This window comes from Plantactinospora siamensis (assembly GCF_042434095.1).
Lineage (GTDB): Bacteria > Actinomycetota > Actinomycetes > Mycobacteriales > Micromonosporaceae > KBS50.
Genome location: NZ_JBHLUE010000019.1, coordinates 183,025 through 209,488, shown reverse-complemented (window position 1 = coordinate 209,488; position 26,464 = coordinate 183,025). Strand labels below are relative to the sequence as shown.

The following is a 26,464-nucleotide window of genomic DNA, read 5'->3' as shown; positions in this document are numbered from 1 at the left end:
GGACGGCCGATCGACGGAAAGAAGAAGGGCTCATCTTGTGACAAAATGTCGGATTGGACTTGTCGGGGCGGGCGGCGTCGCAGAACGCCACGCGCGGGTGCTGGGCGGCTTCCCGGACGTGGAGCTGCGCTGCGTGACCGACGTGCTGCCGGAGGCCGCGGCCCGGCTGGCCGACGCCAGCGGCGCGCGCCCGGTGCCCGACGTGGCGGCGGTGCTGGAGGCCGGAGTCGACGCGGTGTACGTCTGCGTCCCGCCGTTCGCACACGGTCCGGCCGAGGAGGCCGTCGTCGCGGCCGGCCTGCCGATGTTCGTGGAGAAGCCGGTGGCGGTGGACCTGCCGACGGCCGAGCGGATCGGTGCGCTGGTGGCGGGGCGCGACCTGCGCACCGCGGTCGGCCACCACTGGCGCTACCTGGCCGTGGTGGACCGGGCCCGCGAGCTGCTGGCCGACCGGCCCGTCCGGCTGGTGCAGGGCGCCTGGCTGGACAAGGTCCCCCCGGTTGCCTGGTGGGCCCGGCGCGACCGGTCCGGCGGCCCGGTGGTCGAGCAGGCGGCGCACGTGCTGGACCTGCTGCGGCTGCTGGCCGGCGAGGTGACCGAGGTCACCGCGTACGGCGACGGGCAGCCGCCGGCGGTGCCGTCGGCGGACATCGACTCCTCGACCGTGGCGGCGCTGCGGTTCGCCGGGGGCGCGGTCGGCACCGTGGCCTCGACCTGCGTGCTCGGCTGGAAGCAGCGGGCCGGGGTGGAGGTGATCGCCGACGGGCTGGCGCTCAGCGTGGGCGAGCAGGGGCTCGAGGTCCGGGACGCGGACGGCCAGTGGCGACTCGAGGCCGATCCGGACGCCGCCCGTACGGCGGTGGACCGGGCGTTCGTGGACGCGGTCCGCGGGATCGGCGACGACATCCGGGTCCCGTACGCCGAGGCGCTGGCCACCCACCGGCTGGCCTGCGCGGTGGCCGAGTCGGCCCGCACCGGCCGGCCGGTCCGGCCGGCCGCGCCGCCCGCCGGCGGCACGGCGGCCCCGGGCGGCCCCACGGCCGCCGGCGTCGCGGCCGGGTCCGCCGGTGCCGGTGCGGCCGGCGCCGCGGCGGCGACCGCCGGGGGTGCGCGGTGAACGACCGGGTCGTGGTGGTCACCGGGCCGGGCCGGGTGGAGGTCCGCACCGAGCCGGCAGCGCCGGTGACCGAGGGCACCTTCCGGGTGGAGACCCTCTACAGCGGCGTGTCCGCCGGCACCGAGCTGAGCTACGTGAAGGGCACCAACCCGTACGTGTCCAGCAAGTGGGACACCGACCTTGGGCTGTTCCGGCCGGGCACGCCGGACTCGCCGTATCCGGTGAACCGGCTGGGCTACATGGAGGTGGGTCGGGTGGTCGAGAGCCGGACCCCGGCGGTGGCCGAGGGCACGGTGGTGGCCATCCCGTACGGCCACCGCACCGGCTACCTGGCCGATCCGCTGGCCGACCGGTTCGTCCCGCTGCCCGAGGACATCGACCCGGTGCTCGGGATCTACCTGGCGCACATGGGGCCGATCTGCGCCAACGGGCTGCTGCACGCCGGCGCCGACCTGTACGGGGCGCAGGTGCGCGGCCTGGCCGACGGGGTGGCCGGCCGCCGGGTGGTGGTCACCGGCGCCGGCGTGGTGGGCCTGCTCACCGCGCTCTTCGCCCGGCTGCACGGCGCCACGGTGCTGGTGGTCGACCCCACCCCGGCGCGCCGGCGGGTGGCCGAGGCGATGGGCCTGGAGACCCTCGACCCGGACGCCCACGATCCGGCGGAGGTGGTGAAGCTGCGCTGGCGGCACGGCCCGGGCGACCGCGGCGCCGATGTGGTCTTCCAGTGCCGCGGCCAGGCGTCCGTCCTGCAGCTGGCGCTGCGCTCGCTGCGGCCCCAGGGCACGGTGGTGGACCTGGCGTTCTACCAGGGTGGCGCGGACGACGTGCGGCTCGGCGAGGAGTTCCACCACAACGGGCTGAGCCTGCGCTGCGCCCAGATCGGCCGGGTGCCGCGCGGGCTGGCGCACGCCTGGGACCGGGAGCGGCTCTCGGCCGAGACCGGAGTGCTGCTGCGCCGGTACGGCGACGAGATCCGCAAGCACCTGATCTCGGCCGTGGTCCCGTTCGACGAGGCGCCGGAGCTGCTCACCGGCCTGGCCGACCGGAGCCGGCACGAGCTGCAGGCCGTGCTCGCCTGCTGAGCGGGGCGGGTCGGCCGACCGGGGTGTCGGCCGACCCGGCCGCCGGCGCCGGTGCCGCGCTCATCGAACCGCCACCCGCCCACCGGGGACGGGACGGGATATGCCCGATTCGTCCCTCAGTCCGGGGGCGGGTCGAGGGGATTGAGCGGCGCGAATGGGATGCCGGCCGGCCGGGTACGCCGATCGGGTTCCCGGTCGGCTACCGTTTGCTCCCATGGGCGTCTCGCAGCGTTTGAAGAGCAGGGTCCGGCGCTTCCTCCAGAAGCCCGGCAGCACGGTCGATCTCACCCCGCTGGCCAGGCTGCTGCCGGACATCGAGGCGCGCGAGGAGGAGCTGTCCGCGCTCGACGACGCCGAGCTGACCGAGCTGGCCGGCCAGGCCGACGACTTCACCGCCATCTGCGCGATCGGCCGCGAGGCCGCGCGACGGGCCCTGGACCAGCGGCCGTACGACGTGCAGCTGCTCGGCGCCATGTCGCTGCTGGCCGGCAAGGTCGTCGAGATGGCCACCGGTGAGGGCAAGACGCTGACCGCCACCGTGGCGGCGTACGGGCACGTCCGGCTGGGCAACGGCCCGGTGCACGTGCTGACCGTCAACGACTACCTGGCCCGGCGCGACGCCGAGTGGATGGCGCCGGTCTACGCGCTGCTCGGGATCAGCGTGGGCTGGGTGAACGAGGGTTCGACGCCGGAGGAGCGGCGTGCGGCGTACGCCCGGGACGTCACGTACGTGTCGGTGAGCGAGGCCGGCTTCGACTACCTGCGCGACCAGCTCGTCACGGACATCGAGGAGCGGGTGCAGCGGCCGCTGGCCACCGCCATCGTCGACGAGGCCGACTCGATCCTCATCGACGAGGCCCGGGTGCCGATGGTGCTGGCCGGCGCGGTGCCGGGGGAGCAGGACCCGGTGCACACGGCCGCGGCGCTGGTCCGGGGGCTGACCGCCGGCACCGACTACACGGTGGCCGAGGACGGCCGCAGCGCGGCCTTCACCAGCCGGGGCCTGGCCCGGCTGGAGGCCAAGCTGGGCGGGCTCGACCTGTACGCCGAGGACAACTTCGAGCAGATCTCGGCGCTGAATGTAGCGCTGCACGCGCACGCCCTGCTGCACCGGGACGTCGACTACATCGTCCGGAACGGCGCGGTCGAGCTGATCGACGAGATGCGGGGCCGGGTGGCCCAGCGGCGGCGCTGGCCGGACGGACTGCAGGCGGCCGTCGAGGCCAAGGAGGGGCTGGACGCCACGGCCGAGGGCGAGGTGCTGGGCACGATCGCCGTGCAGGCGTTCGTGGCGCTGTACCCCACCGTCTGCGGGATGACCGCCACGGCCGTGCTGGTCGGCGACCAGCTGCGGGAGTTCTTCGGGCTAGAGGTGGCGGTGATCCCGCCGAACACCCCGTGCATACGGGTGGACAACCCGGACCGGATCTACGCCACCCGGGCCGAGAAGGAGGACGCGCTGGTCGACGAGATCCGGCGCTGCCACTCCGCGGGCCGGCCGGTGCTGGTCGGCACCCTCGACGTCAAGGAGTCGGAGGGGCTGGCCGCCGCGCTGGCCGCCGCCGACGTGCCGTGCGTGGTGCTGAACGCCAAGAACGACGCGGAGGAGGCGTCGATCATCGCCGAGGCCGGCACGTACGGCGCGGTGACGGTCTCCACCCAGATGGCCGGCCGGGGCGTGGACATCCGGCTGGGCGGCAGCGAGCAGGCCGACCGGGACCGGGTGGCCGAGCTGGGCGGCCTGTACGTGATGGGCAGCGGCCGGCACGACAGCCGGCGGGTCGACGACCAGCTCCGCGGCCGGGCCGGCCGGCAGGGCGACCCCGGCGAGTCCGTCTTCTTCGTGAGCCTGGAGGACGACCTCGTGGTCCGGCACGCGGCCGACGCGATCCCGCCGTCGCCCCGGATGAACGCCGACGGCCTGGTCACCGACGACCAGGTGGAGTACGCCGTGGAGCACGCCCAGCGGGTGGCCGAGGGCGTCAACCATGAGATCCACCGGAACACCTGGCGGTACAGCGTGGTGATCGAGCAGCAGCGCAAGGCGCTCGCCGAGCGGCGGGAGCGGCTGCTCACCTCCGAGGTGGCCGCGCTGATGCTGCTGGAGCGGCTGCCGGAGAAGACCAAGGAGATGGACGAGGACATCCTCTCCCGGGCCTCCCGGTCGATCGCGCTCTACCACCTGGACCGGCTCTGGGCCGAGCACCTGGCCGAGCTGTCCGAGGTCCGCGAGGGGGTGCACCTGCGCGCGCTGGGCCGGCTCGACCCGCTGGACGAGTTCCACCGGGCGGCCGTGCCCGCCTTCAACGAGCTGATGCCGGAGATCGAGCGGCGCACCGTGCAGACCTTCTCCGAGACCGAGTTCGGCGACGAGTGGGAGCCGGATGCCGCCAACATCATGCGGCCCACCGCCACCTGGACCTACCTCGTGCACGACAACCCGTTCGGCTCGGAGCTCGACCGGCTCATCGCCTCGATCGGCCGCCGGCTGCGCTCGGGGGGCCGCTGAATCCGGCAGCCCCTTAGCGCATCCGCGGCCGCCGCGGGCCGTTTTTTGCCCGGTTTTGACCCCCGTCGGCTGGGGTAGTAGCCGGGGTCCGAGATCCGGGGGGAGAGACCACCATGACGAAGCCGACCGTACGAGTTGGGCGCGCCGCGTCGGACGCGGCGGCGATGGGCCGGGTCGCGGAGCGGTGAGGCTGCACACCTCGGCGCCCGGCGACACGCTGGGCGTCCTGGAGACGGCTGCCCTGCTGCGTGAGCTGACGGCCGGGCTGATCTCCGCCGGTGACTTCGACGAGGCCCTCGCCCAGCTGGTCCGCACGTGCCGGGACGCCGTGCCGGGGGTGGCCTGGTCAAGCGTGACAATCCTGCAGGCCGGCGAGCCGGCCTCGGTGGCCGCCTCCGACGAGCCCGTACGCACGCTCGACGACGTGCAGTACGGCGATGACGGGCCGGCGATGACCGCCATCCGGGAGCGCGAGCTGGTGCTGGTGCCGGACCTGCGCGCGTCGGGGCGGTGGCCGCGGTGGACCGACCGGGCCCGGGGGCTCGGGGTGCAGGGCGTGATCTCCGCCCCGGTGGACATCGACGACCAGGTGATCGGGTCGCTCAACCTGTACGCCCGGCTGCCGGGGGCGCTCACCGACCGGCACCCGCTCACCGCCATGCTGCTGGCCGAACACGCCGGCCTGCTGCTGGCGGCCGTACGGGACCGGGTGCGGGCCGGACGTGGCGAGGAGCCGGTGGCCTCCGGTGACGAGGAGGTGGTCGGCCAGGCGGTCGGAGTGATCATGACTCAGCGCGGCTGCCCGGCCGGGGAGGCCCGGGAGGTGCTCCAGGCCGCGGCCCGGGCCCTGTCCATCCCGATGGCCGAGGTGGCGCGCCGGCTGGTGGACTCCGTGAGCCGCCGGCGCGGAGGCTGAGCAGGGTTCTCGTTTTGCCCCTGAAACGCCCGGGTAGGACCTCCACTGGACATCGGTGGACACAATCCTGGGGAGGGGCTGCCACATGGAGAACCACATGCGGGTGCACGGACAGTCTGTCCAACCCATGCTCGTCACGTTCCCGCTCGGGCTCTTCGCCTGCGCCACCCTGTTCGACCTGGCGGACCTGCTCGGCGGGCCCGACCTGATGGGTCAGGTGGGCTACTGGACCACGGTGGCCGGCCTGGTGGCGGCGGCCCTCACGGTGGTTGCCGGGATGGTGGAGCTGTGGGATGCGCCCGTGGACGGTGGCCGGCGGGCGGCGCTGCTCGGCAACGCGCCCAACGTGGCGTCGGCGCTCCTTTTCGTGCTGGTCTGCCTGGCCCGGGCCGGTGCCGGCGAGCGGCACCCGCCGTCCGGCGCGCTGTTGGTGCTCGAACTCGCGGCGCTGACCATCGCCGGGTGCGGCGCCGTGCACGCCGGTCGCCGGGCCCAGCGGACCGAGCGGGAGCGGCGGCGCGCCGAGGCGATCGGCTTCGACGGCCTCGCGGACGGTCCGGCCGGCTTCCTGGCCGGCGAGTCGGCCGCCGCCGGCTGACCGGTCGCCGCGCCCGCTGCCCGGTCGCCGCGCCGGCTGCCCGGTCGCCGCGCCGGCTGCCCGGTCGCCGCGCCGGCTGCCCGGTCGCCGCGCCGGCTGCCCGGTCGCCGCGCCGGCTGACGGGTGGTCGCGCCGGCTGACCGGTCGCCGCGCAGCGGTCGGCGCACGCCCGCCGTCGCCGCCCCGCCGACCCGGGGACCGGTGGGGCTAGGACTCGTCGCCGGCCAGCAGGGCGGTCATCTCCGGCAGGTCGAAGAAGGCGGCCGTTGCCCGGGCGGACGGGTTGCCATGGTCGGGATCGGCCCCGGCCGCCAGCAGCGCGGCGACCGCGGGCGCACAGGACCGGAAGGCCGCGGCCGCCAGCGCCGTCTGTCCCCGGTCGTTGGTGCGGGACGGATCGGCGCCGCGGGCGAGCAGCGCGCCCACCGTCTCCGGGTGGGCGTGGTACGCGGCCAGGATGAGCAGCGTGTCGCCCTTGGCGTTGGTGAGGTTGACCGGCAGCCCGGCGTCCACGCACTCGGTGAGTTCGGCGGTGTCGCCGGCCCGGGCGAGGTCGAACATGCGGTGCACGAAGGCCAGTTCGTCGTCATCGAGTTCGTCGCTCACCCGCACAGCCTTTCGTCGCTCACGCGCACAGCCTACGGGCGCTCCCGGTCGGACCGTTCCGGTACGCCCGCCCGGCGACGCCGCGGTCACTTTCCGCTGCCGAATCTCGGATAGTGGAATTACCCACTAAGCCGATAGGAAAAGCAGCATACTGAGCGACATGAGCCTTGAACAGCGTCTGTTCCCCGGCCGGATGGACCCGGGTCTCCTCGACATCGCCCGCCGCTACGCGACCGCCGAATGGCCGTTCCCGGTGCGCTTCGATCCGGCGCAGCGGTGGTACGCCCGGCTGGCCGCGGCCGAGGACCACGAGGCCTGGCTGCTCAGCTGGTTGCCGGGCCAGCAGACGGATCTGCACGACCACGGCGGCTGCGCCGGCGCCTTCACGGTGGTCTCCGGCAGCCTCGTCGAGGAGACGCCGGCCGGCGGGCGGTTGCGCCCCGCGGTACTGGCTGCCGGGTCAGGCCGGTCGTTCGGCCCCCGACACGTGCACCGGGTGGGCAACCGGGGCGCCGAGCCGGCGGTGAGTGTGCACGTGTACCGCCCGGCGTTGCGGCGGATGACCCGGTACACGTTGGACGGTGCGCGACTGCGGCGGGTCGAGGTGGCCGAGGCGGGGGTGGCGTGGTGATCGGCGAACTGGCCGGCGCCGTGGGGACCCGCCCGGCGCCGTCCGGCTCCCGCGGCATCGACGCCATCCTGGCGGACGCCCGGGCCCGGCTGGTCCGGCTCGACCCCGAGGCGGCCCACCTGGCGTACCGCGGCGGCGCCGTGCTGGTGGACATCCGGCCCGCGGCGCAGCGCGCCGCGACCGGCGCGGTGCCCGGCGCCCTGGTGGTGGAACGGAACGTGCTGGAGTGGCGGTTCGATCCGCGATGTAGCGCCCGACTGCCGATCGCCCGCTACGACCTGTCGGTGGTGGTGCTGTGCCAGGAGGGCTTCACCTCCTCGCTCGCCGCGGCCGCGCTGCAGGATCTGGGCGTGTACCGGGCCACCGACGTGGCCGGCGGCTTCGCCGCCTGGCGCGCGGCCGGGCTGCCGGCCTTCGGCCCGTCCGACGTGTACGCCCAGCACTCGCCCCGGCCGGCGGTCCAGCACCGGGCCGGGCCCGCCCCGGTCCACTGACCCCGTCACGACCGGCCGCCACCCCACCGGCACCACCCGGGAGACGCCAGTGTCCATCGCCGCCATTCCACCGCATCCCTTCTTCACCAGGGACCTCGTCCCGCCGCACCGCCGGCCGGGTGTCGACAGCGTCGCCCCGGCCGGCGGGTCGCCCCGGCTGCGCCTGACCGTGGACCTCGCCGTACCGCCTGGTCCGCTGACGCCGGCCACCGCCCGGCTGCTGGAACTGGTGGCCGAGCTGGCCGGCGCCGGCGCGTCCGTCCGGACCGGCACACCGGACCCGCCGCCTGCGCCCGCCGGTCCCGTGGACGTCGGCATACCGCCCGCCGGTCCCGTGGACGCCGGCCTGCCGGGCGCGGGGCCCGTGGGCGTCGGCGTGCCGCCCGCCGGTCCCGTGGACGTCGGCCCGCCGCCCACCGGTCCCGTGGACGCCGGACTGCCGGGCGCCGGGCCCGTCGCTGCCGCTCCGGTCGAGCCGTGGCCCGGGAGCGTCGTCCCGGGACCGAGGGGCGAGTCCGACGGCAGGGCCGTGGCGCCGTCGGTCGGCCTGTGGCTGCGGAAGCCGTCCCGGGAGGTGTGGCTCGCCGGTCGGCGGCTGTCCCTCACCCGGCTCGAATACGACCTGCTGGCGTTCCTCGCCCAGCGCCCCCGCCGGGTCTTCACCAGGGCGCAGTTGCTCACCCTGGTCTGGGGGTACGAGCCGGCGCGCACCCGGACCGTCGACGTGCACGTCCGGCGGCTGCGGGCCAAGTTCGACGGCATTCCGGTGGTGACCACCGTGAACCGGGTCGGCTACCGGTTGGCCGCGGAGCTGGACGTGCGGATCGAGGCCGAGGACGCGTACCAGGGGTAGGGGTGTCGACACGGGGGATAGCACTGCGTCTATCATCTGCCGTGGCACTCAGAGCAAGCGTTCCGTTCCGGTCCGTTTGTCGATTGTCACATTCATGCAACGCCGCAGCCCCTTGACCCTCCCCGAGGCGGCCGGAAGCATCGGTCGTGCGGCGCCCCGGGGCCGTGGGAAACGCCCGGACCAGCCAAGGAGGACCATGTCGGTCAGCCCCGCCTCGTCGCGTACCGGATGGCATCCGTCCCAGCACCCGGGGCCGGGTCGGCCGCCGGGAGCGCAGCGGCGTCCCGCCGGCGCGCCCGGCATGCCAGCCCTCACGGTGACGCTGTCCATCCCGCTGGCCGGCGAGGAGGCGCTCACGGCGCCGGCCCGGCGGCTGCTCGAGGCGGCCCGTGAGCTGGTCGAACGGGGCGAAGCAACGGTCAACACCGGTCCGGTCGGGGTGGACCGGCGGGCCGAGCCGGCCGTGCTGCGCCCGCAGTCGCCGCCGCCGGCCCCGCCCACGCCACCGACGCTGCACATCCTCGCGGCCTCGCGGTCGGCCCTGCTGGGCGCCGAGCGGCTGCCGCTGACCCGGCTGGAGTTCGACCTGCTGATGCACCTGGTCGCCCATCCGCGCCGGGTGTTCACCCGGTTGCAGTTGCTGAACGCCGTGTGGGGTTACGAGCACGCCGGGGTGCGCACGGTGGACGTGCACATCCGCCGGCTGCGCGGCAAGGTCGGCACCGAGGTGCCGCTGGTGACCACGGTGTACGGGGTGGGCTACCGGCTCGCCGACGATGCCCGGGTGGTGATCGACCGCGCCGGCTGACCGGGCACCATGGACGGGTGAGATTCCGTCCGATCGCGCCCGACCTGCTGGTGGCCGAGGTGGCCGAGCTGATCGCCACCGCACGGCCCGCAGACCGGCTGCGGGTGGCCCTGGACGGGGCGCCCGCGGCCGCGCCCGACCGGCTGGCCGACGCGCTGATCGACCCGCTCCGGGTACGCGGCCGGCCGGCCGTGCACCTGCGCTCGGCCGACTTCCTGCGCCCGGCCTCGCTCCGCTTCGAGCAGGGCCGGACCAACCCCGACTCGTTCTATCTCGGCTGGTTGGACGAGACGGGGCTGCGCCGGGAGGTGCTGGAGCCGGCCGGGCCGGCGGGCAACGGACGGATCCTGCCGACCCTGTGGAACGCCGAGCGCGACCGGGCCAGCCGGGCCGACTACCTCGGTCTGCCGGACCGCGCCGTGGTCCTGGTGAGCGGCCCGTTCCTGCTCGGCGGCCCGCTGCCGTTCGACCTGTCCGTGCATCTCGCGCTCTCCCCGGCCGCGTTGCGCCGGCAGGCCGCCGAGGCGGACCGGTGGACGCTGCCGGCGTACGAGCGGTACGCCGAGGAGGTGGATCCGGTGGGGCTCGCCGACCTCGCCGTCCGGGTGGACGATCCGCGGCATCCGGCCCTCGTGCTGCCGCCGGAATGAGCCGGCCGGGTGGCCGTTTGACCGCGCCGGGACAGGGGTACTCGCCCCGCTCAACGGCGGAGCCCCGCCCGAGGGTGGAGGTCGCCCACGGCGGCGCCCCGCCCCACGGCGGAGCACAGGCGGAGCGGTCCGGCCCCCGGGCGGGCGTTCCGGTAGCAGAGAGGTAGGCGGCGCATGCTCGTCCACGACAAGGCCGTAACCATCGAGCGGGTCGACGTCGACGCGGCGCACCCGGAACGTTCCGCGGCGGACATCGAGCAGATCCGGACGTCGCTGCAGGGCCGGTACGACGAGTTGACCGCGGAGTACGACGAGGCCGTCCTGCAGAACGAGGTGCTCCGGCTGGTCGAGGTGGGCGACACCGCCGGGGACGACCAGGCCGACCACGGGACCAAGACCGCCGAGCGGGACACCGCGCAGTCGCTGCTGCGCGGCATCCTCGACCGGCGTGCCCAGTTCGAGCACGCGCTGGCCCGGCTGGCCGAGGGCACGTACGGGTTCTGCGAGGGTTGCTCGGCGCCGATCCCGGTGGAGCGGCTGGAGATCTTCCCGTCCGCCACCAGCTGCGTGGCCTGCAAGCAGACCCGGGAGCGCCGCGCCGCCTGAGCGTCCGGTCCGGTCCGCGCCGCCGCCCCGCCGGCGGCCGGTGCGGGTACGGTGAGTCGGGTCGGGACACGGGCGGAAGGGCGGGTGTGCGGCGGATGGGCCGGATCAGCGTCGGCACCGCCTCCTGGACCGATCCCACCCTGCTGGAGTCGGGCTGGTACCCGTCCGACGTGGACACCGCGGAGAAGCGCCTGGCCTACTACGCCGAGCGGTTCCCGCTGGTGGAGGTCGACGCCACCTACTATTCCCCGCCGGCCGAGCGGACCGCCGAGCTGTGGGCGGCGCGCACACCGCCGGGGTTCACCTTCAACATCAAGGCGTTCAGCCTGCTCACCGGCCACCCCACCCGGGTGAACGCGCTCTACAAGGACCTCCGGCCCGACACCGACAAGAAGAACGTCTACCCGGACGACCTGCCGCCGCAGGCGTACGAGGATGTCTGGTCCCGGTTCCTCACCGCGCTCGACCCGCTGGTGTCGGCCGGGAAGCTCGGCGCGGTGCTGTTCCAGTTTCCGCCCTGGTTCACCATCCGCAAGGACAACAAGCAGTACCTGCTGGAGATTCAGCGCCGGTGCGCGCCGCTGACCCCGGTGGTCGAGTTCCGGCACGCGTCCTGGTTCGACGGCGACAACGCCGACGAGACGCTGATGTTCCTGCGCAAGCACGAGTTGCCGTACGTCTGCGTGGACATGCCGCAGGGGCACCGGTCCTCGGTGCCGCCGGTGCTGGCCGCCACCGCGGACCTGGCGGTGGTCCGGTTCCACGGGCACAGCACCAAGTGGACCAGCCGGGACATCCACGAGAAGTTCGGCTACCGCTACTCCGACGCCGAGCTGCGCGAGTGGGCGCCGCGGCTGCGCGAGCTGGCCGGCGAGGCGGAGCGGACGCAGGTGCTGATGAACAATTGTTACCGGGACTACGCCCAGGACAACGCGGCCACCCTGGCCGCGTTGCTGGAGGACGCCTGAATACCGGGTCGCCGCCGGACCATCCGGGCGCCTGACCACCGGGTCGCCGGAACACCGGCCGAATACCGGGCGGCGGGCCGGGTAACCGCCGGCGTGGGCAGGTCACGCATCGCCGAGCACGGCTTCCTGGCCGACGGCCGGACGGGCGCGCTGGTCGACCGGGACGGCGCGGTGAACTGGTGGTGCCCCGGCCGGTTCGACGCGCCGTCGGTGTTCGCCGCGCTGCTCGACGAGGACGCCGGAGGCCAGTGGTCGATCCGGCCCCGCGCGGCGTACACCACCGAGCGGGCGTACCTGCCGGATTCGCTGGTGTTGCGCACCGTCTTCGTCACCGCCGCCGGCTCGGTGGCGCTGGTCGACGCGCTGGAGTTGGAGCCCGGCGCCCGGGGACACGAGCTCGGCCGGCGGTCACCGGACCGGTTGCTGCGCTCGGTGCAGGGCCTCACCGGCCGGGTCGAACTGGAGCTGGTCTACCGCCCGCGCTTCCAGTACGGGCTGGTGCTGGGCAACCTGCTGAACACCGACGCGGGCCTGGTCGCCACCGCCGGACCGGCCACCCTCACCCTGTCCGGCGCGGTGCCGCTGACCATCAGCGGGTCGGACGCCGTCGCCCGGTTCGCGGTGGCGGCCGGCGAGCGGCGGGACTTCTCGCTCAGCCACACGGCCACGTACCACGATCCGCCCCCGACCGGGGTCGACGTGCCGGCCGCGCTTGCCGCCACCGAGCGGGGCTGGCGCTCCTGGGCGGCGCTGCACGACTATGACGGGCGGTATCCCGAGCTGGTCCGGCGCAACGCGCTGTTCGTGCAGGGCCTCACCTACCAGCCCAGCGGCGCGGTGGTGGCGGCGCTCACCACGTCGCTGCCGGAGGCGCCGGGCGGCGACCGCAACTACGACTACCGGTTCGCCTGGCTGCGGGACTTCTCGCTGACCCTGCGAGCGCTGTGGGTGGCCGCCTGCCCCGACGAGGCCACCCGGCTGTTTCGCTGGGTGGCCGGCACGATGGGCCGGACGGAGGGACGCCCGGTGCCGATCATGTGCGGCGTGGAGGGCGAGCGGGACGTCACCGAACGGACCGTCGAGGGCCTCCGGGGGTACGCGGACAGCCGCCCGGTGCGGGTCGGCAACGACGCCTGGCGGCAGCGGCAGTCCGACGTACCGGGGGAGGTGCTGGACGCGGCCTGGCTGTTGCGCGACTACCTGGAGCCGATGCCGGACGACGTCCGGGAACTGCTGCGCGACCTCGCGGACCGGTCCGCCGAGCGGTGGCGGCGACCCGACGCCGGGATGTGGGAGGCCCGGGACACCGAACGGCACTACCTGTCCTCGAAGGTGCTCTGCTGGGTGGCCCTGGACCGGGCCGTCGGCTTCGGCGACCGGCTGGGCACGCCGGCGGATCTCGACCGGTGGCGGGCGGCCCGCGACGAGATCCGGGACACCGTCCTGCGGGAGGGCTGGAACGCCGAGGTGGGCGCGTACACCGGGGCCTTCGGATCGTCCGAGCTGGACGCCTCGGTGCTGGTCATGCCGTGCGTCGGGTTCCTGCCCGCGAGCGATCCGCGGATGTGGGCCACCATCGAGGTGATCAACCAGCGGCTGTCCCGTGGTGGCCTCATCCGGCGCTGGGACACCGACCCGGCCGGCTTCTTCCTCTGCTCGTTCTGGATGGTGCAGTGCCTGGCCTACGCGGGCGCGGCCGAGCGGGCCAGGGCGCTGTTCGAGAGCGTGGTAGCCCGGGCCAACGACCTCGGCCTGCTGGCCGAGCAGCTCGACCCGGCCAGCGGCGAGCAGCTGGGCAACTTCCCGCAGGCGTTCTCCCAGATCGGGGTGATCGCCGCGGCGTGGGCGCTGACCGAGCCCGTGCCGCTGGCCGGCCCCGGCGGGCCGGTCGCGGCCACCGCGGCGCCGGACCGGGCCGCCCGCCCAGCCCGGCCGGCCGTGGCGCCGGCGGCGGGGGACTCACCCGGATCGGGGGAGGCGGGTTCATCCGGTCCGCCGGCACGGTGGACCGGCGGGCAGGAGAGCCGAGAGGGGAACGCCGTGAGCAACAAGCCGGAGTCGACGTTCGACGCGTCCATCGACAAGACCAACCTGCTGCTCAAGGAGATCGAGCAGGCGTACGGCTGGCCCAAGGAACGCCGCAACCAGTCGTACGCGGCCCTGCGGACCGTGCTGCACCTGCTCCGCGACCGCCTGCCGGTCCAGGAGAGCGCGCACTTCGCGGCGCAGCTGCCGACCCTGGTGCGCGGCGTCTACTTCGAGGGCTGGGACCCGACGGTGGTGCCGGTGAAGCTCAACCGGGACGAGTTCCTGTACGAGGTCCGGCAGAACTTCCCGTACGACGTGGCGGGCGGCGCCGAGGGTGTGGTCCGGACGGTGCTGGGCGCGCTGCGCCGGCACATTCCGCAGGGGGAGTGGGACGATGTGCGGGCCACCGTGCCCAACGACCTCGCGGCCGTGGTGCCGTGACCCCGCGCCGGCGCGGGCCGGGGCCCTGACCCGCGCCGGCGGTCGGCGCGCGCCGGCGTCACCCCGCCGGGACGGGCGGGTGGGCGCGCAGCGCCGCGGCGAACCATTCGAACGCCGGGCTGGCCGGCGGGAACGTCGGCCGGCCGTTCAGCAGGCCCATCAGCTGCCAGTACCGCTCCACCCGGCGGTCGGTGAAGACGGCGACCCGGTCGGCGAGCCGGGCCCGGTCGGCCGCCGGCAGCGCGGGGTCGATGATCCGGTGCAGCACCGCGGCCGCCGGCGGCGAACCGGGATCGACGCCCGCGGCGGCGGCCGGGCCGGCCTCGGCCAGCACCAGGTCGGGCCGGTGCCCCTCATCGGTGACGACCTGCCAGGTGTTCATCGCCCGGTCCCCGTCCGCCGGCTGCGCCGACCCGGCCAGCACCATGGCCCGGACCCGGTCGGCGAAGTCGCGGTCGGACACCAGCTCGGCCAGTTCGAGCCAGGCCGCCACCTGGTCCGGCGCCGGGTCGTCCGGCAGGTCCAGCTGGCGCATCGCGCCCGCCAGCCCGGCGCCGGGCGCCGCCGGGTCGATCCCGGCGAAGGCCCGGTCGACAAACTCGTCGATCATGCGCTGCCGCTCCTCGGCGGACATCCGTGCCAGCTCGTTCATCAGTCGCAGTCCCTCCGGGTGCTCGGCCCGCCCGGCCACCGACCGCAGGATGGCCCGGCGAAGCCGGAGGGTGCGGATCTGGGTGTCCAGGGCGGCTATCTGGGCGTGCACGACGTCGCCCACGGTGGCCTGCCGGTCCAGCAGCCGCCGGATGGTCCCCAGGTCCAGCCCGAGGTCGCGCAGCGTCCGGACCAGGTCGAGCCGGGCCACGGCGGCGGCGTCGTACCGGCGGTATCCGGCGGCCGATCGACCGGTCGGGGGCACCAGCCCGGCGTCGGACCAGAACCGGATGGCACGGACCGTCAGCCCGGTCCGGCGGGCCAGCTGGCCGATGGAGAGCAGCGGTTCGTCCACCCCGACAGCATCGACCCTGACGCCGCTGGAGACTCAACCCCGGGGGTGGGGCGGCTCCGCGGGGGCGCGGCTGGGCGTCCGGCCGACGGTCAGCCCGCGCCGCCGGGCCGCGCGGGCGAAGGCCACCGCGTCGATCACGGCCGCGCCGCCCGGGTCGTTGTTGAAGTAGACGTACGCGGGCTCGCCGGCGCCGAACCGCTCGGCGATCCGGTCCACCCAGCTGGCCAGCGCGGTCCGCCCGTACCGTGGCCAGGGTCGGGCGCGGCCCTCGTGCAGCCGCAGGTAGCACCAGTCGGCGGTCCGCCACAGCGGGGTGACCGGCCGGCCGCACCGGTCCGCCCAGCACAGCGCTGCGGCGTGGTCGGCGAGCACCGCGCGGACCTCGTCGGTCCACCAGCTGGCGTGCCGGGGCTCCACCGCGACCCGCACGCCGGGCGGGAAGCGCGACAGCGTCGCGTCCAGCGCGGCCACGTCGGCCCGCAGGGTGGGCGGCAGCTGGAGCAGCACCGGCCCGAGCCGGTCCCCGAGCGCGGTGGCCCGGTCCAGGAATCTGGCGACCGGCTCGGCGGGGTCGCGCAGCCGCTTGATGTGGGTCAGGTAGCGGCTCATCTTCACCGCCACGCAGAAGTCGTCCGGCGTGCGGGCCCGCCATCGGGCGAAGGTCTCCCGCTCGGGCAGCCGGTAGAACGCATTGTTGACCTCGACGGTGCCGAAGGCCGCGGCGTAGTGCTCCAGCCACTCCCGCTGGGCCAGGCCGGCCGGGTAGAGCCGGCCGCGCCAGTCGCGGTACTGCCACCCGGACGTGCCGATGAACATCATCGCCGCCAGTATTCCGCACGACGCCGCCCGCCGCCCGCGGCCGCCGCGCGGGTCAGCTCGCGCCCTGGGTGACGGGTCTGTGCAGGGCGGCGGGGGAGAGCCGCACCAGCGGGGTGAACAGGCCGGCGAGCGCCACCACCAGGCAGCCACCGCCGGCCAGCAGCAGGACGGCGGAGCTGCCGTACGCGGCCGTGGCGGAGGTGAGGGCCGCCGCGCCCAGCGGGGCCAGCGCGTAGTGCACGGTCCAGAAGGCCGAGGTCACCCGGCCGAGCAGGTGCTCCGGGGTGACCTGCTGGCGGAGCGACATCGAGCAGATCCCGGCCACCCCGATGCCGAAGGTGTAGACCGCCACCATGACGGCGGCGCTGACCAGGTGGCCGGCCAGCCCGGCCGCGGCCACCGCGAGCCCGGCCAGCGCCTGCGCGGCCACCCAGCACACGCCGAAGCCGAACCGGCGCCGCGCCGGCGCGGCCACCAGCGCCGCCACCACCGTGCCCACGGCGGCCACCGCGATCACCGTGCCCACGATGTGGTCCGGCTGCCCGAGGTCGTGCTTGAGCCGGTAGATGAACACGTCGGTGAGGCCGAGCATGAGGAACAGGGACAGCGACAGCAGCACGGTGAGCGCCCGCAGCGCCGGGTGCCGCCACAGGAACAGCACCCCGGCCAGCAGGTCGCGGCCGACGGCGGGGCGGACCACCGCCGCGGCCGGTGGGGCGTCCACCGCCGGTTGCCGCCCGGCGGCCGGCGCGCCAGCCCGGACCTCGGGCCGGCGGCGACCCAGCCGGACCAGCAGGAGGCCGGCGGCCGACAGCCCGAACGTCACCGCGTCGATGCCGACGGCGACCGCCGGGCCGAACAGGCCGCAGACGATGCCGGCCAGCATCGGGCCGGCCACGCTGGCCACCGCGTACGTGGCCGACAGCCGGCCGTTCGCCTCGGTGATCACGTCGATGTCCACCAGCTCGGCCACGGCCGTGACGTAGCCGACCCGGAAGACCATCCCGAGCGCGCCACCCAGGGGCACGACGAGATAGAGCAGCCAGACCTGCGGCGCGCCGGCCAGCCACAGCACCGGAATGCTCGCGAAGGCCAGCGCGCGCAGCGCGTCGCAGAAGATCATCAACCGGCGCCGGTTCAGCCGGTCCACCAGCACCCCGGCGAAGACGCCGGTCAGCACCGAGGCGGCGCCGGCCAGGCCGGTGAGCAGCCCCATCTGGGTCACCGAACCGGTGGCGTGCAGCACCAGCAGTGGAATGGCGACGTACGAGAAGGAGTCGCCCGCCACCGAGAGGGTCTGCAGCAACCAGAAGAGGACGAAGTCCCGGTTGCGCCACAGCGACGCCGTGGCTACCCCGTTGACCCCCATGCCCGCCGAGGATAGCGAGCGAAGCCCATCGCTCGCAGTCCCCGAACGGTCGCTGACCGCATCCGGACTGAGTGACTACTCGGTGAACAGCTTGGCGGCCGTGATGATGGTCTGCACCACGCCGTAGCCGAGCAGCACGACCACGAGCAGCCAGGAGATCCAGAGCCGGGCGGAGCCGGCCGCCGTGCTCGGGCCGTGTTCGGGCGTACCGGTGTGCTCGCTCATCGGGCCGCGCTCCTCTCGGTGGCGGTGGGGTCGGTCGGGCCGGCGGATCCCGCCGGATCGGCGGGGCCGGCGGGGCGGGACTCGCCGGCGGCGCCGGCCGGGCTGGCGTCGCCGGCGGCGGCCGGGCCGCTGGCGTCGGCCCGGCCGGCCGGCTCGTGGTAGCGCTCCGGCACCGGCCGGATCAGCAGGTTGGCCACCAGGCCGACCAGCAGCACGCCCACCATGGTGAACAGCGCCGGCCGGTACGCGCTGGCGGTCAGCGTCCCCGGCTTGCCCTGGGCGTCCAGGAAGCCGTTGACGATCAGCGGGCCGGCCACCCCGGCCGCGGACCAGGCGGTCAGCAGCCGCCCGTGAATGGCGCCCACCTGGAACGTGCCGAACAGGTCCCGCAGGTATGCCGGCGCGGTGGCGAAGCCGCCGCCGTAGAAGGACAGGATCACGCAGGCCAGCAGCACGAAGACCCAGGTGGCGGTGTTGCCGACCAGCGCCAGCAGCAGGTAGAGCACGGTGCCGACGCCGAGATAGACCAGATAGATGGGCTTGCGGCCGATCAGGTCCGACGTGGTCGACCAGGCGAACCGGCCGGCCATGTTGAACAGCGAGAGCAGACCCACGAAGCCGCCGGCCGCGGCGGCCGCCACCACGGAGGTGCCGTTTTCCCGGAAGAAGTCCTGGATCATCGGGCTGGCCTGCTCGAGGATGCCGATGCCGGCGGTCACGTTGCAGAACAGCACGACCCACAGCAGCCAGAACGACCGGGTCCGCAGCGCGTTGGCGGCCGAGACGTTGGCGGTGGTGACCAGCGGCTTCGCGGCCACCCTCGCCGGATCGAAGCCGGCCGGCCGCCAGTCCGGCGCCGGCACCCGGATGTTGGCCACGCCGAACATCATGATGACGAAGTAGCCGATCCCGAGGGTGACGAACAACCAGACCAGGGCGGAGCCGGAGGCCACCGACGAGGCGTTGGACGGCTGGTAGTTCGGGTCGTACGCCGAGAGCAGCTGCCGAGACAGCGGGCTGGCCACCATGGCGCCGCCGCCGAAGCCCATGATGGCCAGTCCGGTGGCCAGGCCGGGGCGGTCCGGGAACCACTTGATCAGCGTGCTGACCGGCGAGATGTAGCCGATGCCCAGGCCGATGCCGCCGAGCACCCCGTACCCCAGATAGATCAGCCAGAGCTGCTTGGTGGCGATGCCGAGGGCGCCGACGAGGAATCCCGCGGCCCAGAAGCACGCGGACACGAACATGGCCTTCCGCGGGCCGTTCGCCTCGACCCAGGTTCCGCCGATGGCGGCGGAGAGGCCGAGCATGACGATGGCGATGCTGAAGATGACCCCGATGGCGGTCTGGCTCGCGTCCAGGTGGGCGATCAGGGAGTTCTTGTAGACGCTCGTGGCATAGACCTGCCCGATGCACAGGTGCACCGCCAGGGCGGCGGGGGGGATGAGCCACCGGTTGTAACCGGGCGGTGCGACGGTGTGCTCGCGGTCGAGCGCGGACAGCAGGGGCATGGTGGTGCACCTCTTCCGGCGAGGTCGGGGGGTACGGGCGCCGGCGGCGGTCTGGCGTTGATCTCGCTCCGCCGGAAGCTACCCGCCGGCGCCTCGCGGCCTACCGCGGCCGGACCCCACAGCGCTGGGCGGTCGACCGGGTGAGCCGAACGGCGCGGCACGGTCGTTCGCCGGTTCGGCCGGGGATCGGGGGCATGGTTAGACATGATCGACCGCGGGTACCAGCGCAGGCACGCCCGGCGTGGCGTACCGCCGGCCGCCCTCGGGCGGTTGGACCGGACAGATCCACCCGAGCCGCCTCGCGGCGGAGAAGAAGGAGACGTCGATGCGACTGAACGATGACGACATCCGGAGCACCAGCGGCGGCGGTTCCGAGGGCCCGGCCGACGGCGGGGCCAACCCGGCCGGTCGGGACGGCGGCGCCGACGGCGGCGCGGAGGGTCCCGCGGACGGCGGCGCGACCCCGGGCCAGCGGGACGGTGGCGCCGACGGCGGCGCCGAGGGTCCCGCGGACGGCGGCGCGACCCCGGGCCAGCAGGACGGTGGCGCCGACGGCGGCGCCGAGGGCCCGGCCGACGGCGGCGCGAACCCGGGTGGGCAGGACGGCGGCGCCGACGGCGCGGCCCGGTGACGATCGGACCTCCGGTCAGCTTTACCGAGACGCCGGGCGGCCATGGCCGCCCGGCGTTCGGCGACCCTGCCAGCGCGGCGGCGCTCGCCCGGTGCGTGGCCAAGGACCCGGCCGCGTTCGTGACCGAGCACTGGGGCCGCGCCCCGCTGCTGTCCCGGGCCGCCGAGCTGGGTAATCCGGCCGGCTTCACCGACCTGCTGTCCCCGGCCGACGCCGACGAGCTGCTCAGCCGTCGTGGCCTGCGGACGCCGTTCCTGCGGGTGGCCAAGGACGGCGAGCTGCTGCCGGCCGCCCGGTACACCGGCGGCGGCGGTTCCGGGGCCGAGATCACCGACCAGGTGCTCGACGAGCGGGTGCTGGCCCTGTACGCCGACGGCGCCACGCTGGTGCTGCAGGGGCTGCACCGGCTCTGGCCGCCGCTGGTCGACCTGGCCCGGGAGCTGGGCCTCGCGCTCGGCCATCCGTTGCAGGTCAACGCGTACCTCACTCCGGCCGGGAGCCAGGGCTTCGCCACGCACTACGACACCCACGACGTCTTCGTGCTCCAGGTGGACGGCCGCAAGCACTGGCGGATCCACCCGCCCGTGCTGCCCGAGCCGCTGGAGCGGCAGGCCTGGGGCGGCCGCGCCGACGAGGTGTCGGCGGTGGCCAGCGGGCCACCCGCGCTGGACGTGGTGCTCGCGCCGGGCGACGCTCTCTATCTGCCGCGCGGCTGGCTGCACAGCGCGCAGGCGCAGGAGACCAGCTCACTGCACCTGACCGTGGGGATCCGGGCGCTCACCCGGTACGCCCTGGTCGAGGAGCTGCTGGGGCTGGCCGCCGAGGACCCCCGGCTGCGCGCCACCCTCCCGTTCGGCCTCGACCTGACCGACCCGGACCAGCTGGCACCGGAGCTCGCCGAGACCATCGCGGCGCTGCGGGACTGGCTGCCCGGCGCCGATCCGGCCGCGCTGGCCGACCGGCTCCGCCGGCGGTCCTGGCCGGCCGCCCGGCCCGCGCCGATCCGCCCGCTGGCCCAGGCCGCGGCGGCCGACCGGATCGACGCCGACACCCGGGTGGCGCCGCGCCGCGGCCTGCCCTGGCGGCTGTCGCCCGGCGCGCCCGGGCGGATCACGCTGCGGGTGCCGGACCGGACGCTGGATCTGCCCGAGGGCTGCGAGCCGGCGCTCCGGGCGGTGCTGTCCGGCGCGGTGGACCGGGTGGGCGACCTGCCCGGCCTGGACGAGGACGCCGACCGGGTGGTGCTGGCCCGGCGGCTGCTCCGGGAGGCCGTGCTCGTCCCCGCCGACTGAGCGGATCCGTCAGCGCAGCAGCGCGACCAGCACCCCGGTGGTCAGCAGGCCGGCGACCACCACCACGGTGATGGGCCGCGGGCCGAGCACGGCGTGCCGGCGGTCGGCGAGCCGGCGCGCCGGGACCAGCCCGACGACCGGGCCCAGCAGCGTCACCACCAGCGCCACCACCGGCAGTCCCACCCGCAGGTCACCGCCGTACCGGGCGCCGGCCAGCCGGACCAGCGCGCCGAGACCGGCCGCCAGGGCCGCGCCGAGCACCCCGAACAGCACCAGGACCGGGTTGACCGACGCCGGCAGCTCCGCCGGGCGCGCCGCCCGGGTGAGCAGCGCCCGCGCCGCCTCCAGCGGCCGTACCGGATCCTCGGGCGCGTCCGCCGCCGGCGCCGGCGGAGCGCCGAGCCGGCCGGCCGGTACGCCGAGCCGGCCGGGCAGCGCCTGCCAGAGCGCGTCCACCTCGGCGTCCACCCGTTCGGCCGCCTCCTTCGCCGCACCGAACCGGTCCTCCGCGCGCCGTACGGCGTCCTGCGCGTTGGCCACCGCCCGGTCGGCGGCCTCCCGCTGCCCGGCATACCAGGACTGCGCCTCGGCCCGCTGCGCGGCCACCCGGGCGGACAGCGCGGCGAGCTGGCCGAGCAGGTCGGCGTAGCCGCGGTCGACCGGTTCGACCTGGCTGCGCGGGGTCCGCACCCCGGGCTCACCGCCCATGTTCTCCGCCTCCGCGAGCGCGTTCAGGGTTCCAGCCGGTACGGGATGATGATCTGGCCGGTGCGGTGCACCGACCGGTCGAAGAACAGGCCCCGCCAGGGGCGGGGATACCAGTCCGGGCCGCCGGTGCCGGGATAGAGCGAGGAGGTCAGCTCGGCGCCCTGCACGTCGAGGGCCACCCAGGCGCCGATCTGGTCGGTGCGCGCGGCCGGGCCGCCCAGGTCGGCGCGCATCCGGGCCACCCCCCGCCACCAGGCCAGCACGTGGGTCCGGCGCTCCGGACCGTCGTGCATGATCCGGCGCAGGTGCTCCAGCCCGGTCCGCCCGCCGATCCGCGCGCCGAGCGGGCCGGCGGCGGCGTCCACCGCGTACAGCAGCAGGTAGTGCGGCTCCGCGGGCCCGCCGGCCAGCCCCTCGGCCGTCTCGGCCACCAGCTCGGGCACGGACTCCTCGTCGTACCAGGCGGCGTCGGCGCCGAGCGTGCCGAACAGCGCCCGCGCCGCCGGGTCGGCGTCCGGGTCGAGACAGGCCACCGAGTACCGCGCGGCGCCCGGCCGGTGCTGCCGGTGCAGCGACCGGCCGGCCGCGTCCAGCACCGCGCACGCCTCGTCCACTCCGGTGCCCAGCACCGCGAGGTTGCGGCCGGGCGCCCGGGGCAGCCGCAGCGCGGCCGAGCGGGCCTGCACGTCGATGATCTCCCCGAGCAGCGCCACCGGCGCGCGGCCACCGCGCGGCGGCTCCGGCGCCGCCGGGCCGTCCGGCCGGGGCGTGCCGGGGGCCGAGGCCCAGGCCGGCCGGCCCGGGCCCGGCGCCCGGGGCGGGGTCGCCGCCAGCGCCTGGAAGTCCGGCGCGTCGGCGAGCCGCGGCACCGCGTCGCCGTCGAACAGCCGGGCCGGCGCGGCGTCGGCCGGACGCATCCGCCACAGCCGGTGCTGCAGCTCGCTCCAGGTGCCCCAGTCGCTGGCGGCCGGGATCCGGGCGACCTGGTTGCCCTCGGCCATCCCGGACTCGGCGTTCACCACGGCGTGGTGCCGGCGCAGCGACTGGGCCGCGTCGTTGCGCTCGTCCAGGATGCGCAGCGCCTTCGGCATGGCGATCCGCAGGGTGAACTGGGCCACCAGGGCGGGTCGGCCCCACAGCGCCTCGATGCCGCGTACGTCCTGCGAGGCGAGCACCAGGTGGATGCCCTGGGAGCGGCCGCGGCGGGCCAGATCCTCCAGCAGGTCGGCGGCCTCCCGGGCCAGCGCGTCCCGGCCGGCCAGCAGCATCTGGAACTCGTCCACCACGGCCACGATCCGCGGCCAGCGCCCGGCCGGATCGACCGCCCGCAGCTCGGCCAGCTTGGTGACCTCGTGCCGCTTGGCCGCCTCGGCCCGGCGGCGCAGCTCCTCGGTGAGGAACCGCAGCAGGGCCAGCCCGAACTCGCGGTCGGTGTTGACGTTGATGCCCACCAGGCGCAGGTGCGGCAGCCAGCTGGGATCGCGGCGGCCCTGCGCGAACCGGGCGAACGACACGCCCTCCTTGAAGTCGAGCAGATAGAACTCCAGCTCGGCGGGGGAGTAGCGGGCCGCGAGCGAGCCGATCCAGGCGAAGATGAGGTTGGTCTTGCCGGTGCCCGACGGGCCGCCGATGAGCGCGTGCGGCGGGTAGTCGCCCAAAGTGAGGGTGACCGGCCGGCCCTGCGGACCGTCGCCGATCGGGGCCGTGAGGCCGGCCGCGGAGCTCTCCCGCCACATCTTGTCCGGCGGCGGCAGCAGGTCGGCGAAGGGCGTGGGCGCGGGTCCGGCGCTGACCCGCTCGGCCAGCCGCCGGCAGGTGTCGGTGAGCAGGGCCGGCGGCGGTCCCGGGTCGAGGACCACCGGCAGCGCCGGCACGGCGGCCAGCCGGGCCCGATCGCCGGTCACCCGGATCCGGGTGACGGCCGCCGACTCCGCCAGCTCCAGGTCGCGGACCACCAGGTGTACGCCGCAGGCCGCCCCGGTACGGGCGATCCGGTCCAGCTGCGCCCGCTCGTGCCGACCCGGCTCGTCGCCGCCGAGCAGCACCGCCACCCGCCACGGCTCCGGGCGGCGGGCGGTGGCGGCGGCCATCTCGCGCACCGAGGCGTACTCGCCGGCCAGCACCTTCTCGTTGATCCGCCGGATGTGGTCGACCAGCTCGTCCAGCAGCCCGCCCAGGCCGCCCGGCCCCACGAAGGTGAGCAGGCCGGCGGTGGCGAGCGGGGCGAACCCGGCCAGCCCGCCGCCGAGGTGCTCCGGGTCGTACCCGACGATCCGGACCGCGCCCGGCGCGGCCCGGCCGAGCGCGCGCAGCAGCAGCGCGGCGACCACCGCGTCCCCGCCGGCCGCGTCGTCGGCGGTGAGCTGGACGTGCCCGGCGTCCAGCAGCGGGACCAGGGCCGGCACGCCGGGACCGAGCGGGATGCGGCCGATCCGGGCCGGTCCCGGCGACTCGCCGCGGACCGCCGGTGTGGGCCGCCAGCCCTCCCACGGCGCCGCGGCCGCGCCCGGGGCCTCGGCCTCGGCCGCCGCGGCGGCCCGGTCGGCCAGCGCGGCCAGCCGGGCCGCGTGCCGGCGGTCGACCTCGGCGAGCCGCTCGTCCCGCTGCGCGCCGGCGCTCGCCGGGATGCGCTCGGCGGCCTGCCGGGTCCGGGCCAGCCGGTCCCGGCGGGTCCGCAGGTCCTCCCGGGCCGCGGCCAGCTCGGCGTGCGCCGCGCCGAGCGCGTGCGCGAGCTGCTCGCGAACCCGGTCGACGAGCTGGGTCCGCACGTCAGCCATGGGTCTCCCGGGTGGAACCGACGGCCGGCCGGGCGTCCCGGCCGACCCGCTGCATGAGCAGCCCGGCCAGCACCCCGGCCGCCACGGCCGGGTCCGCCGGGTTGGACCGTTCGTCGGTACGCCGGGGCGGCGGCATCCGGCAGACCCGGCTCAGCAGGGTGTCGAGGACCGTCGGCGGCAGCCCCGGCAGCATCGCCCGGACGCCGCCGCCGACCTCGCGGCGCAGCCGGGGCAGGTCCTCCGGCCGGGGTGGATGGCCGAGCAGGTCGGTCGCCAGGCCGCGGAGCAGCGGCGGCGCCACGGCCGCCAGCCCGAGCCCGACGTCGGCCTCCACCTGGCCCAGCTCGCGCCGCAGCCCGGCCCGGTCGCCGGCCCGGACGCCGGCGGAGACCCGGCGCAGCAGCTCGGCCGGATCGGTGACCCGCCGGCCGGGTTCGACGGGTGGCGGCTGCGGGCCCTCCGTGAGTTCGGCCACCCGCGCCGGCCACCAGCGGCGCAGGCCGGTGTCCGCAGGCCCCCGCCGGGCGGCCTCGCCGCGCTCCGGCTCGGGCTCGCGGTCCGGGCGGGCCGCGGGTTCGCGCCGCTGCGCCGGCGGCGGCGGTGGCCGGCCACCGTCGGCGGCCAGGCCGATGGCGGCCAGGTATGCGGTGAGCTGCTCCTGCGCCACCAGCAGCGCCCGGTTCGCGGCCTCGATGTGTTCGGTGGCCGCGGTCAGCTCCGGCACGCCCATCGGGTCCCGCGACTCCTGCCGCACCCAGCGCAGCCGGTCCGCGGCCCGGCCCAGCCGGTCCAGCGCCTGCGCCAGGTGGCCCAGCGGCAGCTCCTCGGCGGCCGCCCGGACCCGCGCCCCCAGATCCTCCACGATGGACATGGGCGCTACAGGCTCGCGACGTACAACTGGGCCTGCTCGACGGCGGTGAGCGTGGCGGCCAGGCAGTCCTGCAGCTCCTGGCTGGCCTGGGTGAGCGACGCCTGCGCCGCCGTCACGGTGTCGTGCCCGCTGCCCTCCAGCGCGCCGGCCAGGGTCTGCTGCGCCTCCGCCAGTTTCTCGCCCGCGGCCTGCACCGCGGCCTGCCCGTCGCCGATCTGCGCCAGGGCCGCGTCGATGGCCGACTTGAGCTCGGCGACGCTCGCCACGCTGCAACCTCCTGGGGGCGGGGAGGGCCCGAGAGCCCGCCGCGGGGATCCCGAGCGGAGATCCACGGGACAGGCCCTACAGTAGAGGCTAGACACTTTTGCCAGGACGCGACCCCCGCGGCGTGTTACTACCACGGTGTCCGATCTCGACCGCCTCGTCAATACGGGCAGTTCCCGAGGTGGCACGCACAGTGATCGAGTTTTTCGTCCGATTCGTCACTTCTGGCGGCCGGTAGCGCCGTCCCGGATGGTGCGCTCAGTCCAGCCAGCGCGGGCCGCGTACCTCCGCGCCCAGCTCGGTGACCCGGCGCCGCAGCTCCCGGTCGGCCGTGACCACCACCCGCCGGCGGCCCGGCTCGGCCCGGACCAGCTCGACCACCGCGTCGTCGCCGGAGCCGGCCGCGGCCACCACCCCCACCAGGTCCCCGTCCGGCACGCCCCGGGCGGCCCCCTCCACCACCAGCACCACCCGCACCGGGGGTGGCAGGTCCGGCCGGCCCGCCCCGGCAACCCGCTCGAGCCGGTCCCGCAGCCGGACGGCCGCGCCGGCGCGGTCCCGCCACCAGCCGTCCGGGCGGGACCCCATCACGTTGGCCGCGTCCACCACCAGCAGCGGCGCCGCGGGGTCGGCCGGGGTCTGCATGGGTCCCAGCCTGCCACGCGCGCACGTTTGTCGCCGGGA

26 protein-coding genes and 1 pseudogene are annotated in these 26,464 nt (G+C 75.7%); 16 read left to right on the top strand and 11 right to left on the bottom strand.

Annotation, left to right across the window (positions count from 1 at the left end; translation table 11 throughout):
• The first annotated feature begins 37 nt into the window (after positions 1-37).
• The 5 genes from ACFFHU_RS23385 to ACFFHU_RS23365 all read left to right on the top strand — a co-directional run bounded on the left by ACFFHU_RS23385 (position 38) and on the right by ACFFHU_RS23365 (position 6,222).
• Positions 38-1,117 (top strand): Gfo/Idh/MocA family protein, encoded by a 1,080-nt coding sequence (locus tag ACFFHU_RS23385; protein WP_377342263.1) that lies wholly within the window; start codon positions 38-40, stop codon positions 1,115-1,117.
• A complete protein-coding gene (locus ACFFHU_RS23380) occupies positions 1,114-2,199 on the top strand; it encodes a zinc-dependent alcohol dehydrogenase (RefSeq protein ID WP_377342261.1) in 1,086 nt (361 codons plus the stop codon). Before ACFFHU_RS23385 ends, ACFFHU_RS23380 begins: the two co-directional genes overlap by 4 nt.
• 214 nt (positions 2,200-2,413) lie before the next feature.
• Positions 2,414-4,708 (top strand): accessory Sec system translocase SecA2, encoded by a 2,295-nt coding sequence (gene secA2 / locus ACFFHU_RS23375; RefSeq protein WP_377342259.1) that lies wholly within the window; start codon positions 2,414-2,416, stop codon positions 4,706-4,708.
• Positions 4,709-4,892: 184 nt separating this feature from the next.
• The gene (locus tag ACFFHU_RS23370; protein WP_377342257.1) at positions 4,893-5,624 is read left to right on the top strand and encodes a GAF and ANTAR domain-containing protein; all 732 of its coding nucleotides are present in this window, start codon (positions 4,893-4,895) and stop codon (positions 5,622-5,624) included.
• Positions 5,625-5,709: 85 nt separating this feature from the next.
• Positions 5,710-6,222 carry a DUF2231 domain-containing protein gene (locus ACFFHU_RS23365; protein WP_377342255.1) on the top strand — a complete coding sequence of 171 codons (513 nt, stop codon included), beginning with the start codon at positions 5,710-5,712 and terminating at the stop codon, positions 6,220-6,222.
• A gap of 207 nt (positions 6,223-6,429) precedes the next feature.
• Here the strand turns inward: ACFFHU_RS23365 and ACFFHU_RS23360 are convergent, their stop codons facing one another.
• Positions 6,430-6,783: an ankyrin repeat domain-containing protein gene (locus tag ACFFHU_RS23360; protein ID WP_377342526.1), complete on the bottom strand. Its 354-nt coding sequence runs from the start codon at positions 6,781-6,783 to the stop codon at positions 6,430-6,432.
• A 205-nt stretch (positions 6,784-6,988) separates the two neighbouring features.
• Here ACFFHU_RS23360 and ACFFHU_RS23355 point away from each other — a divergent pair, with 205 nt between their 5' ends.
• The 9 genes and pseudogenes from ACFFHU_RS23355 (at position 6,989) to ACFFHU_RS23315 (ending at position 14,307) form a co-directional block, all read left to right on the top strand.
• Positions 6,989-7,459: a cysteine dioxygenase gene (locus ACFFHU_RS23355; protein WP_377342253.1), complete on the top strand. Its 471-nt coding sequence runs from the start codon at positions 6,989-6,991 to the stop codon at positions 7,457-7,459.
• The gene (locus tag ACFFHU_RS23350) at positions 7,456-7,953 is read left to right on the top strand and encodes a rhodanese-like domain-containing protein (RefSeq protein ID WP_377342251.1); all 498 of its coding nucleotides are present in this window, start codon (positions 7,456-7,458) and stop codon (positions 7,951-7,953) included. The genes ACFFHU_RS23355 and ACFFHU_RS23350 overlap by 4 nt, the downstream gene beginning before the upstream one ends.
• A gap of 49 nt (positions 7,954-8,002) precedes the next feature.
• Entirely contained in the window at positions 8,003-8,806 is an 804-nt protein-coding gene (locus ACFFHU_RS23345; protein ID WP_377342249.1) for a winged helix-turn-helix domain-containing protein, read from the top strand.
• A gap of 196 nt (positions 8,807-9,002) precedes the next feature.
• Complete coding sequence (locus tag ACFFHU_RS23340; protein WP_377342248.1) at positions 9,003-9,614, top strand: winged helix-turn-helix domain-containing protein; 612 nt, start codon at positions 9,003-9,005, stop codon at positions 9,612-9,614.
• A 17-nt stretch (positions 9,615-9,631) separates the two neighbouring features.
• A complete protein-coding gene (locus ACFFHU_RS23335; RefSeq protein ID WP_377342246.1) occupies positions 9,632-10,264 on the top strand; it encodes a nucleoside/nucleotide kinase family protein in 633 nt (210 codons plus the stop codon).
• A gap of 174 nt (positions 10,265-10,438) precedes the next feature.
• Positions 10,439-10,870, top strand: coding sequence for a TraR/DksA family transcriptional regulator (locus ACFFHU_RS23330; RefSeq protein ID WP_377342245.1), 432 nt, complete (start codon positions 10,439-10,441; stop codon positions 10,868-10,870).
• A gap of 95 nt (positions 10,871-10,965) precedes the next feature.
• Positions 10,966-11,838, top strand: coding sequence for a DUF72 domain-containing protein (locus ACFFHU_RS23325; RefSeq protein ID WP_377342244.1), 873 nt, complete (start codon positions 10,966-10,968; stop codon positions 11,836-11,838).
• A gap of 93 nt (positions 11,839-11,931) precedes the next feature.
• Positions 11,932-13,698, top strand: a pseudogene (locus tag ACFFHU_RS23320) (glycoside hydrolase family 15 protein); the annotation flags it as partial.
• Positions 13,699-14,307, top strand: coding sequence for a DUF2267 domain-containing protein (locus tag ACFFHU_RS23315; protein WP_377342525.1), 609 nt, complete (start codon positions 13,699-13,701; stop codon positions 14,305-14,307). It begins immediately after the preceding pseudogene.
• Between the two features lie 58 nt (positions 14,308-14,365).
• On the opposite strand, the gene ACFFHU_RS23310 is transcribed toward ACFFHU_RS23315, so the two are convergent.
• The 5 genes from ACFFHU_RS23310 to ACFFHU_RS23290 form a co-directional block, all read right to left on the bottom strand.
• Positions 14,366-15,313: a helix-turn-helix domain-containing protein gene (locus ACFFHU_RS23310; protein WP_377342243.1), complete on the bottom strand. Its 948-nt coding sequence runs from the start codon at positions 15,311-15,313 to the stop codon at positions 14,366-14,368.
• 33 nt (positions 15,314-15,346) lie between these two features.
• Positions 15,347-16,132: a DUF72 domain-containing protein gene (locus tag ACFFHU_RS23305; RefSeq protein ID WP_377342240.1), complete on the bottom strand. Its 786-nt coding sequence runs from the start codon at positions 16,130-16,132 to the stop codon at positions 15,347-15,349.
• Positions 16,133-16,184: 52 nt separating this feature from the next.
• On the bottom strand, positions 16,185-17,501 hold the full coding sequence (locus tag ACFFHU_RS23300; RefSeq protein WP_377342239.1) for an MFS transporter: 1,317 nt from the start codon (positions 17,499-17,501) through the stop codon (positions 16,185-16,187).
• A 75-nt stretch (positions 17,502-17,576) separates the two neighbouring features.
• Positions 17,577-17,726, bottom strand: coding sequence for an MFS transporter small subunit (locus ACFFHU_RS23295; RefSeq protein WP_377342237.1), 150 nt, complete (start codon positions 17,724-17,726; stop codon positions 17,577-17,579).
• A complete protein-coding gene (locus ACFFHU_RS23290) occupies positions 17,723-19,237 on the bottom strand; it encodes an OFA family MFS transporter (RefSeq protein ID WP_377342235.1) in 1,515 nt (504 codons plus the stop codon). The genes ACFFHU_RS23295 and ACFFHU_RS23290 overlap by 4 nt, the downstream gene beginning before the upstream one ends.
• A gap of 325 nt (positions 19,238-19,562) precedes the next feature.
• Here ACFFHU_RS23290 and ACFFHU_RS23285 point away from each other — a divergent pair, with 325 nt between their 5' ends.
• Both ACFFHU_RS23285 and ACFFHU_RS23280 read left to right on the top strand, forming a co-directional pair.
• On the top strand, positions 19,563-19,868 hold the full coding sequence (locus ACFFHU_RS23285; protein ID WP_377342233.1) for a hypothetical protein: 306 nt from the start codon (positions 19,563-19,565) through the stop codon (positions 19,866-19,868).
• Between the two features lie 2 nt (positions 19,869-19,870).
• Positions 19,871-21,160, top strand: a complete 1,290-nt coding sequence (locus tag ACFFHU_RS23280) for a cupin domain-containing protein (protein WP_377342524.1) — start codon at positions 19,871-19,873, stop codon at positions 21,158-21,160.
• A gap of 9 nt (positions 21,161-21,169) precedes the next feature.
• Here the strand turns inward: ACFFHU_RS23280 and ACFFHU_RS23275 are convergent, their stop codons facing one another.
• The 5 genes from ACFFHU_RS23275 to ACFFHU_RS23255 all read right to left on the bottom strand — a co-directional run bounded on the left by ACFFHU_RS23275 (position 21,170) and on the right by ACFFHU_RS23255 (position 26,425).
• The gene (locus tag ACFFHU_RS23275) at positions 21,170-21,868 is read right to left on the bottom strand and encodes a hypothetical protein (RefSeq protein WP_377342231.1); all 699 of its coding nucleotides are present in this window, start codon (positions 21,866-21,868) and stop codon (positions 21,170-21,172) included.
• A 23-nt stretch (positions 21,869-21,891) separates the two neighbouring features.
• Positions 21,892-24,645, bottom strand: a complete 2,754-nt coding sequence (locus ACFFHU_RS23270) for an FtsK/SpoIIIE domain-containing protein (protein WP_377342229.1) — start codon at positions 24,643-24,645, stop codon at positions 21,892-21,894.
• Positions 24,638-25,516, bottom strand: a complete 879-nt coding sequence (locus tag ACFFHU_RS23265) for a hypothetical protein (RefSeq protein WP_377342227.1) — start codon at positions 25,514-25,516, stop codon at positions 24,638-24,640. The genes ACFFHU_RS23270 and ACFFHU_RS23265 overlap by 8 nt, the downstream gene beginning before the upstream one ends.
• A 5-nt stretch (positions 25,517-25,521) precedes the next feature.
• Positions 25,522-25,782, bottom strand: a complete 261-nt coding sequence (locus tag ACFFHU_RS23260) for a hypothetical protein (protein ID WP_377342225.1) — start codon at positions 25,780-25,782, stop codon at positions 25,522-25,524.
• Between the two features lie 256 nt (positions 25,783-26,038).
• The gene (locus ACFFHU_RS23255) at positions 26,039-26,425 is read right to left on the bottom strand and encodes a hypothetical protein (protein ID WP_377342222.1); all 387 of its coding nucleotides are present in this window, start codon (positions 26,423-26,425) and stop codon (positions 26,039-26,041) included.
• Positions 26,426-26,464: the final 39 nt, after the last annotated feature.

Coding starts and splice junctions, on each gene's coding strand:
- ACFFHU_RS23275 (WP_377342231.1), bottom strand. CDS start 21,868: ATGGGCGGTGAGCCCGGGGTGCGGACCCCGCGCAGCCAGGTCGAACCG.
- ACFFHU_RS23360 (WP_377342526.1), bottom strand. CDS start 6,783: ATGTTCGACCTCGCCCGGGCCGGCGACACCGCCGAACTCACCGAGTGC.
- ACFFHU_RS23285 (WP_377342233.1), top strand. CDS start 19,563: ATGCGACTGAACGATGACGACATCCGGAGCACCAGCGGCGGCGGTTCC.
- ACFFHU_RS23300 (WP_377342239.1), bottom strand. CDS start 17,501: ATGGGGGTCAACGGGGTAGCCACGGCGTCGCTGTGGCGCAACCGGGAC.
- ACFFHU_RS23255 (WP_377342222.1), bottom strand. CDS start 26,425: ATGCAGACCCCGGCCGACCCCGCGGCGCCGCTGCTGGTGGTGGACGCG.
- ACFFHU_RS23325 (WP_377342244.1), top strand. CDS start 10,966: ATGGGCCGGATCAGCGTCGGCACCGCCTCCTGGACCGATCCCACCCTG.
- ACFFHU_RS23295 (WP_377342237.1), bottom strand. CDS start 17,726: ATGAGCGAGCACACCGGTACGCCCGAACACGGCCCGAGCACGGCGGCC.
- ACFFHU_RS23330 (WP_377342245.1), top strand. CDS start 10,439: ATGCTCGTCCACGACAAGGCCGTAACCATCGAGCGGGTCGACGTCGAC.
- ACFFHU_RS23265 (WP_377342227.1), bottom strand. CDS start 25,516: ATGTCCATCGTGGAGGATCTGGGGGCGCGGGTCCGGGCGGCCGCCGAG.
- ACFFHU_RS23305 (WP_377342240.1), bottom strand. CDS start 16,132: ATGATGTTCATCGGCACGTCCGGGTGGCAGTACCGCGACTGGCGCGGC.
- ACFFHU_RS23365 (WP_377342255.1), top strand. CDS start 5,710: ATGGAGAACCACATGCGGGTGCACGGACAGTCTGTCCAACCCATGCTC.
- ACFFHU_RS23290 (WP_377342235.1), bottom strand. CDS start 19,237: ATGCCCCTGCTGTCCGCGCTCGACCGCGAGCACACCGTCGCACCGCCC.
- ACFFHU_RS23340 (WP_377342248.1), top strand. CDS start 9,003: ATGTCGGTCAGCCCCGCCTCGTCGCGTACCGGATGGCATCCGTCCCAG.
- secA2 (WP_377342259.1), top strand. CDS start 2,414: ATGGGCGTCTCGCAGCGTTTGAAGAGCAGGGTCCGGCGCTTCCTCCAG.
- ACFFHU_RS23270 (WP_377342229.1), bottom strand. CDS start 24,645: ATGGCTGACGTGCGGACCCAGCTCGTCGACCGGGTTCGCGAGCAGCTC.
- ACFFHU_RS23355 (WP_377342253.1), top strand. CDS start 6,989: ATGAGCCTTGAACAGCGTCTGTTCCCCGGCCGGATGGACCCGGGTCTC.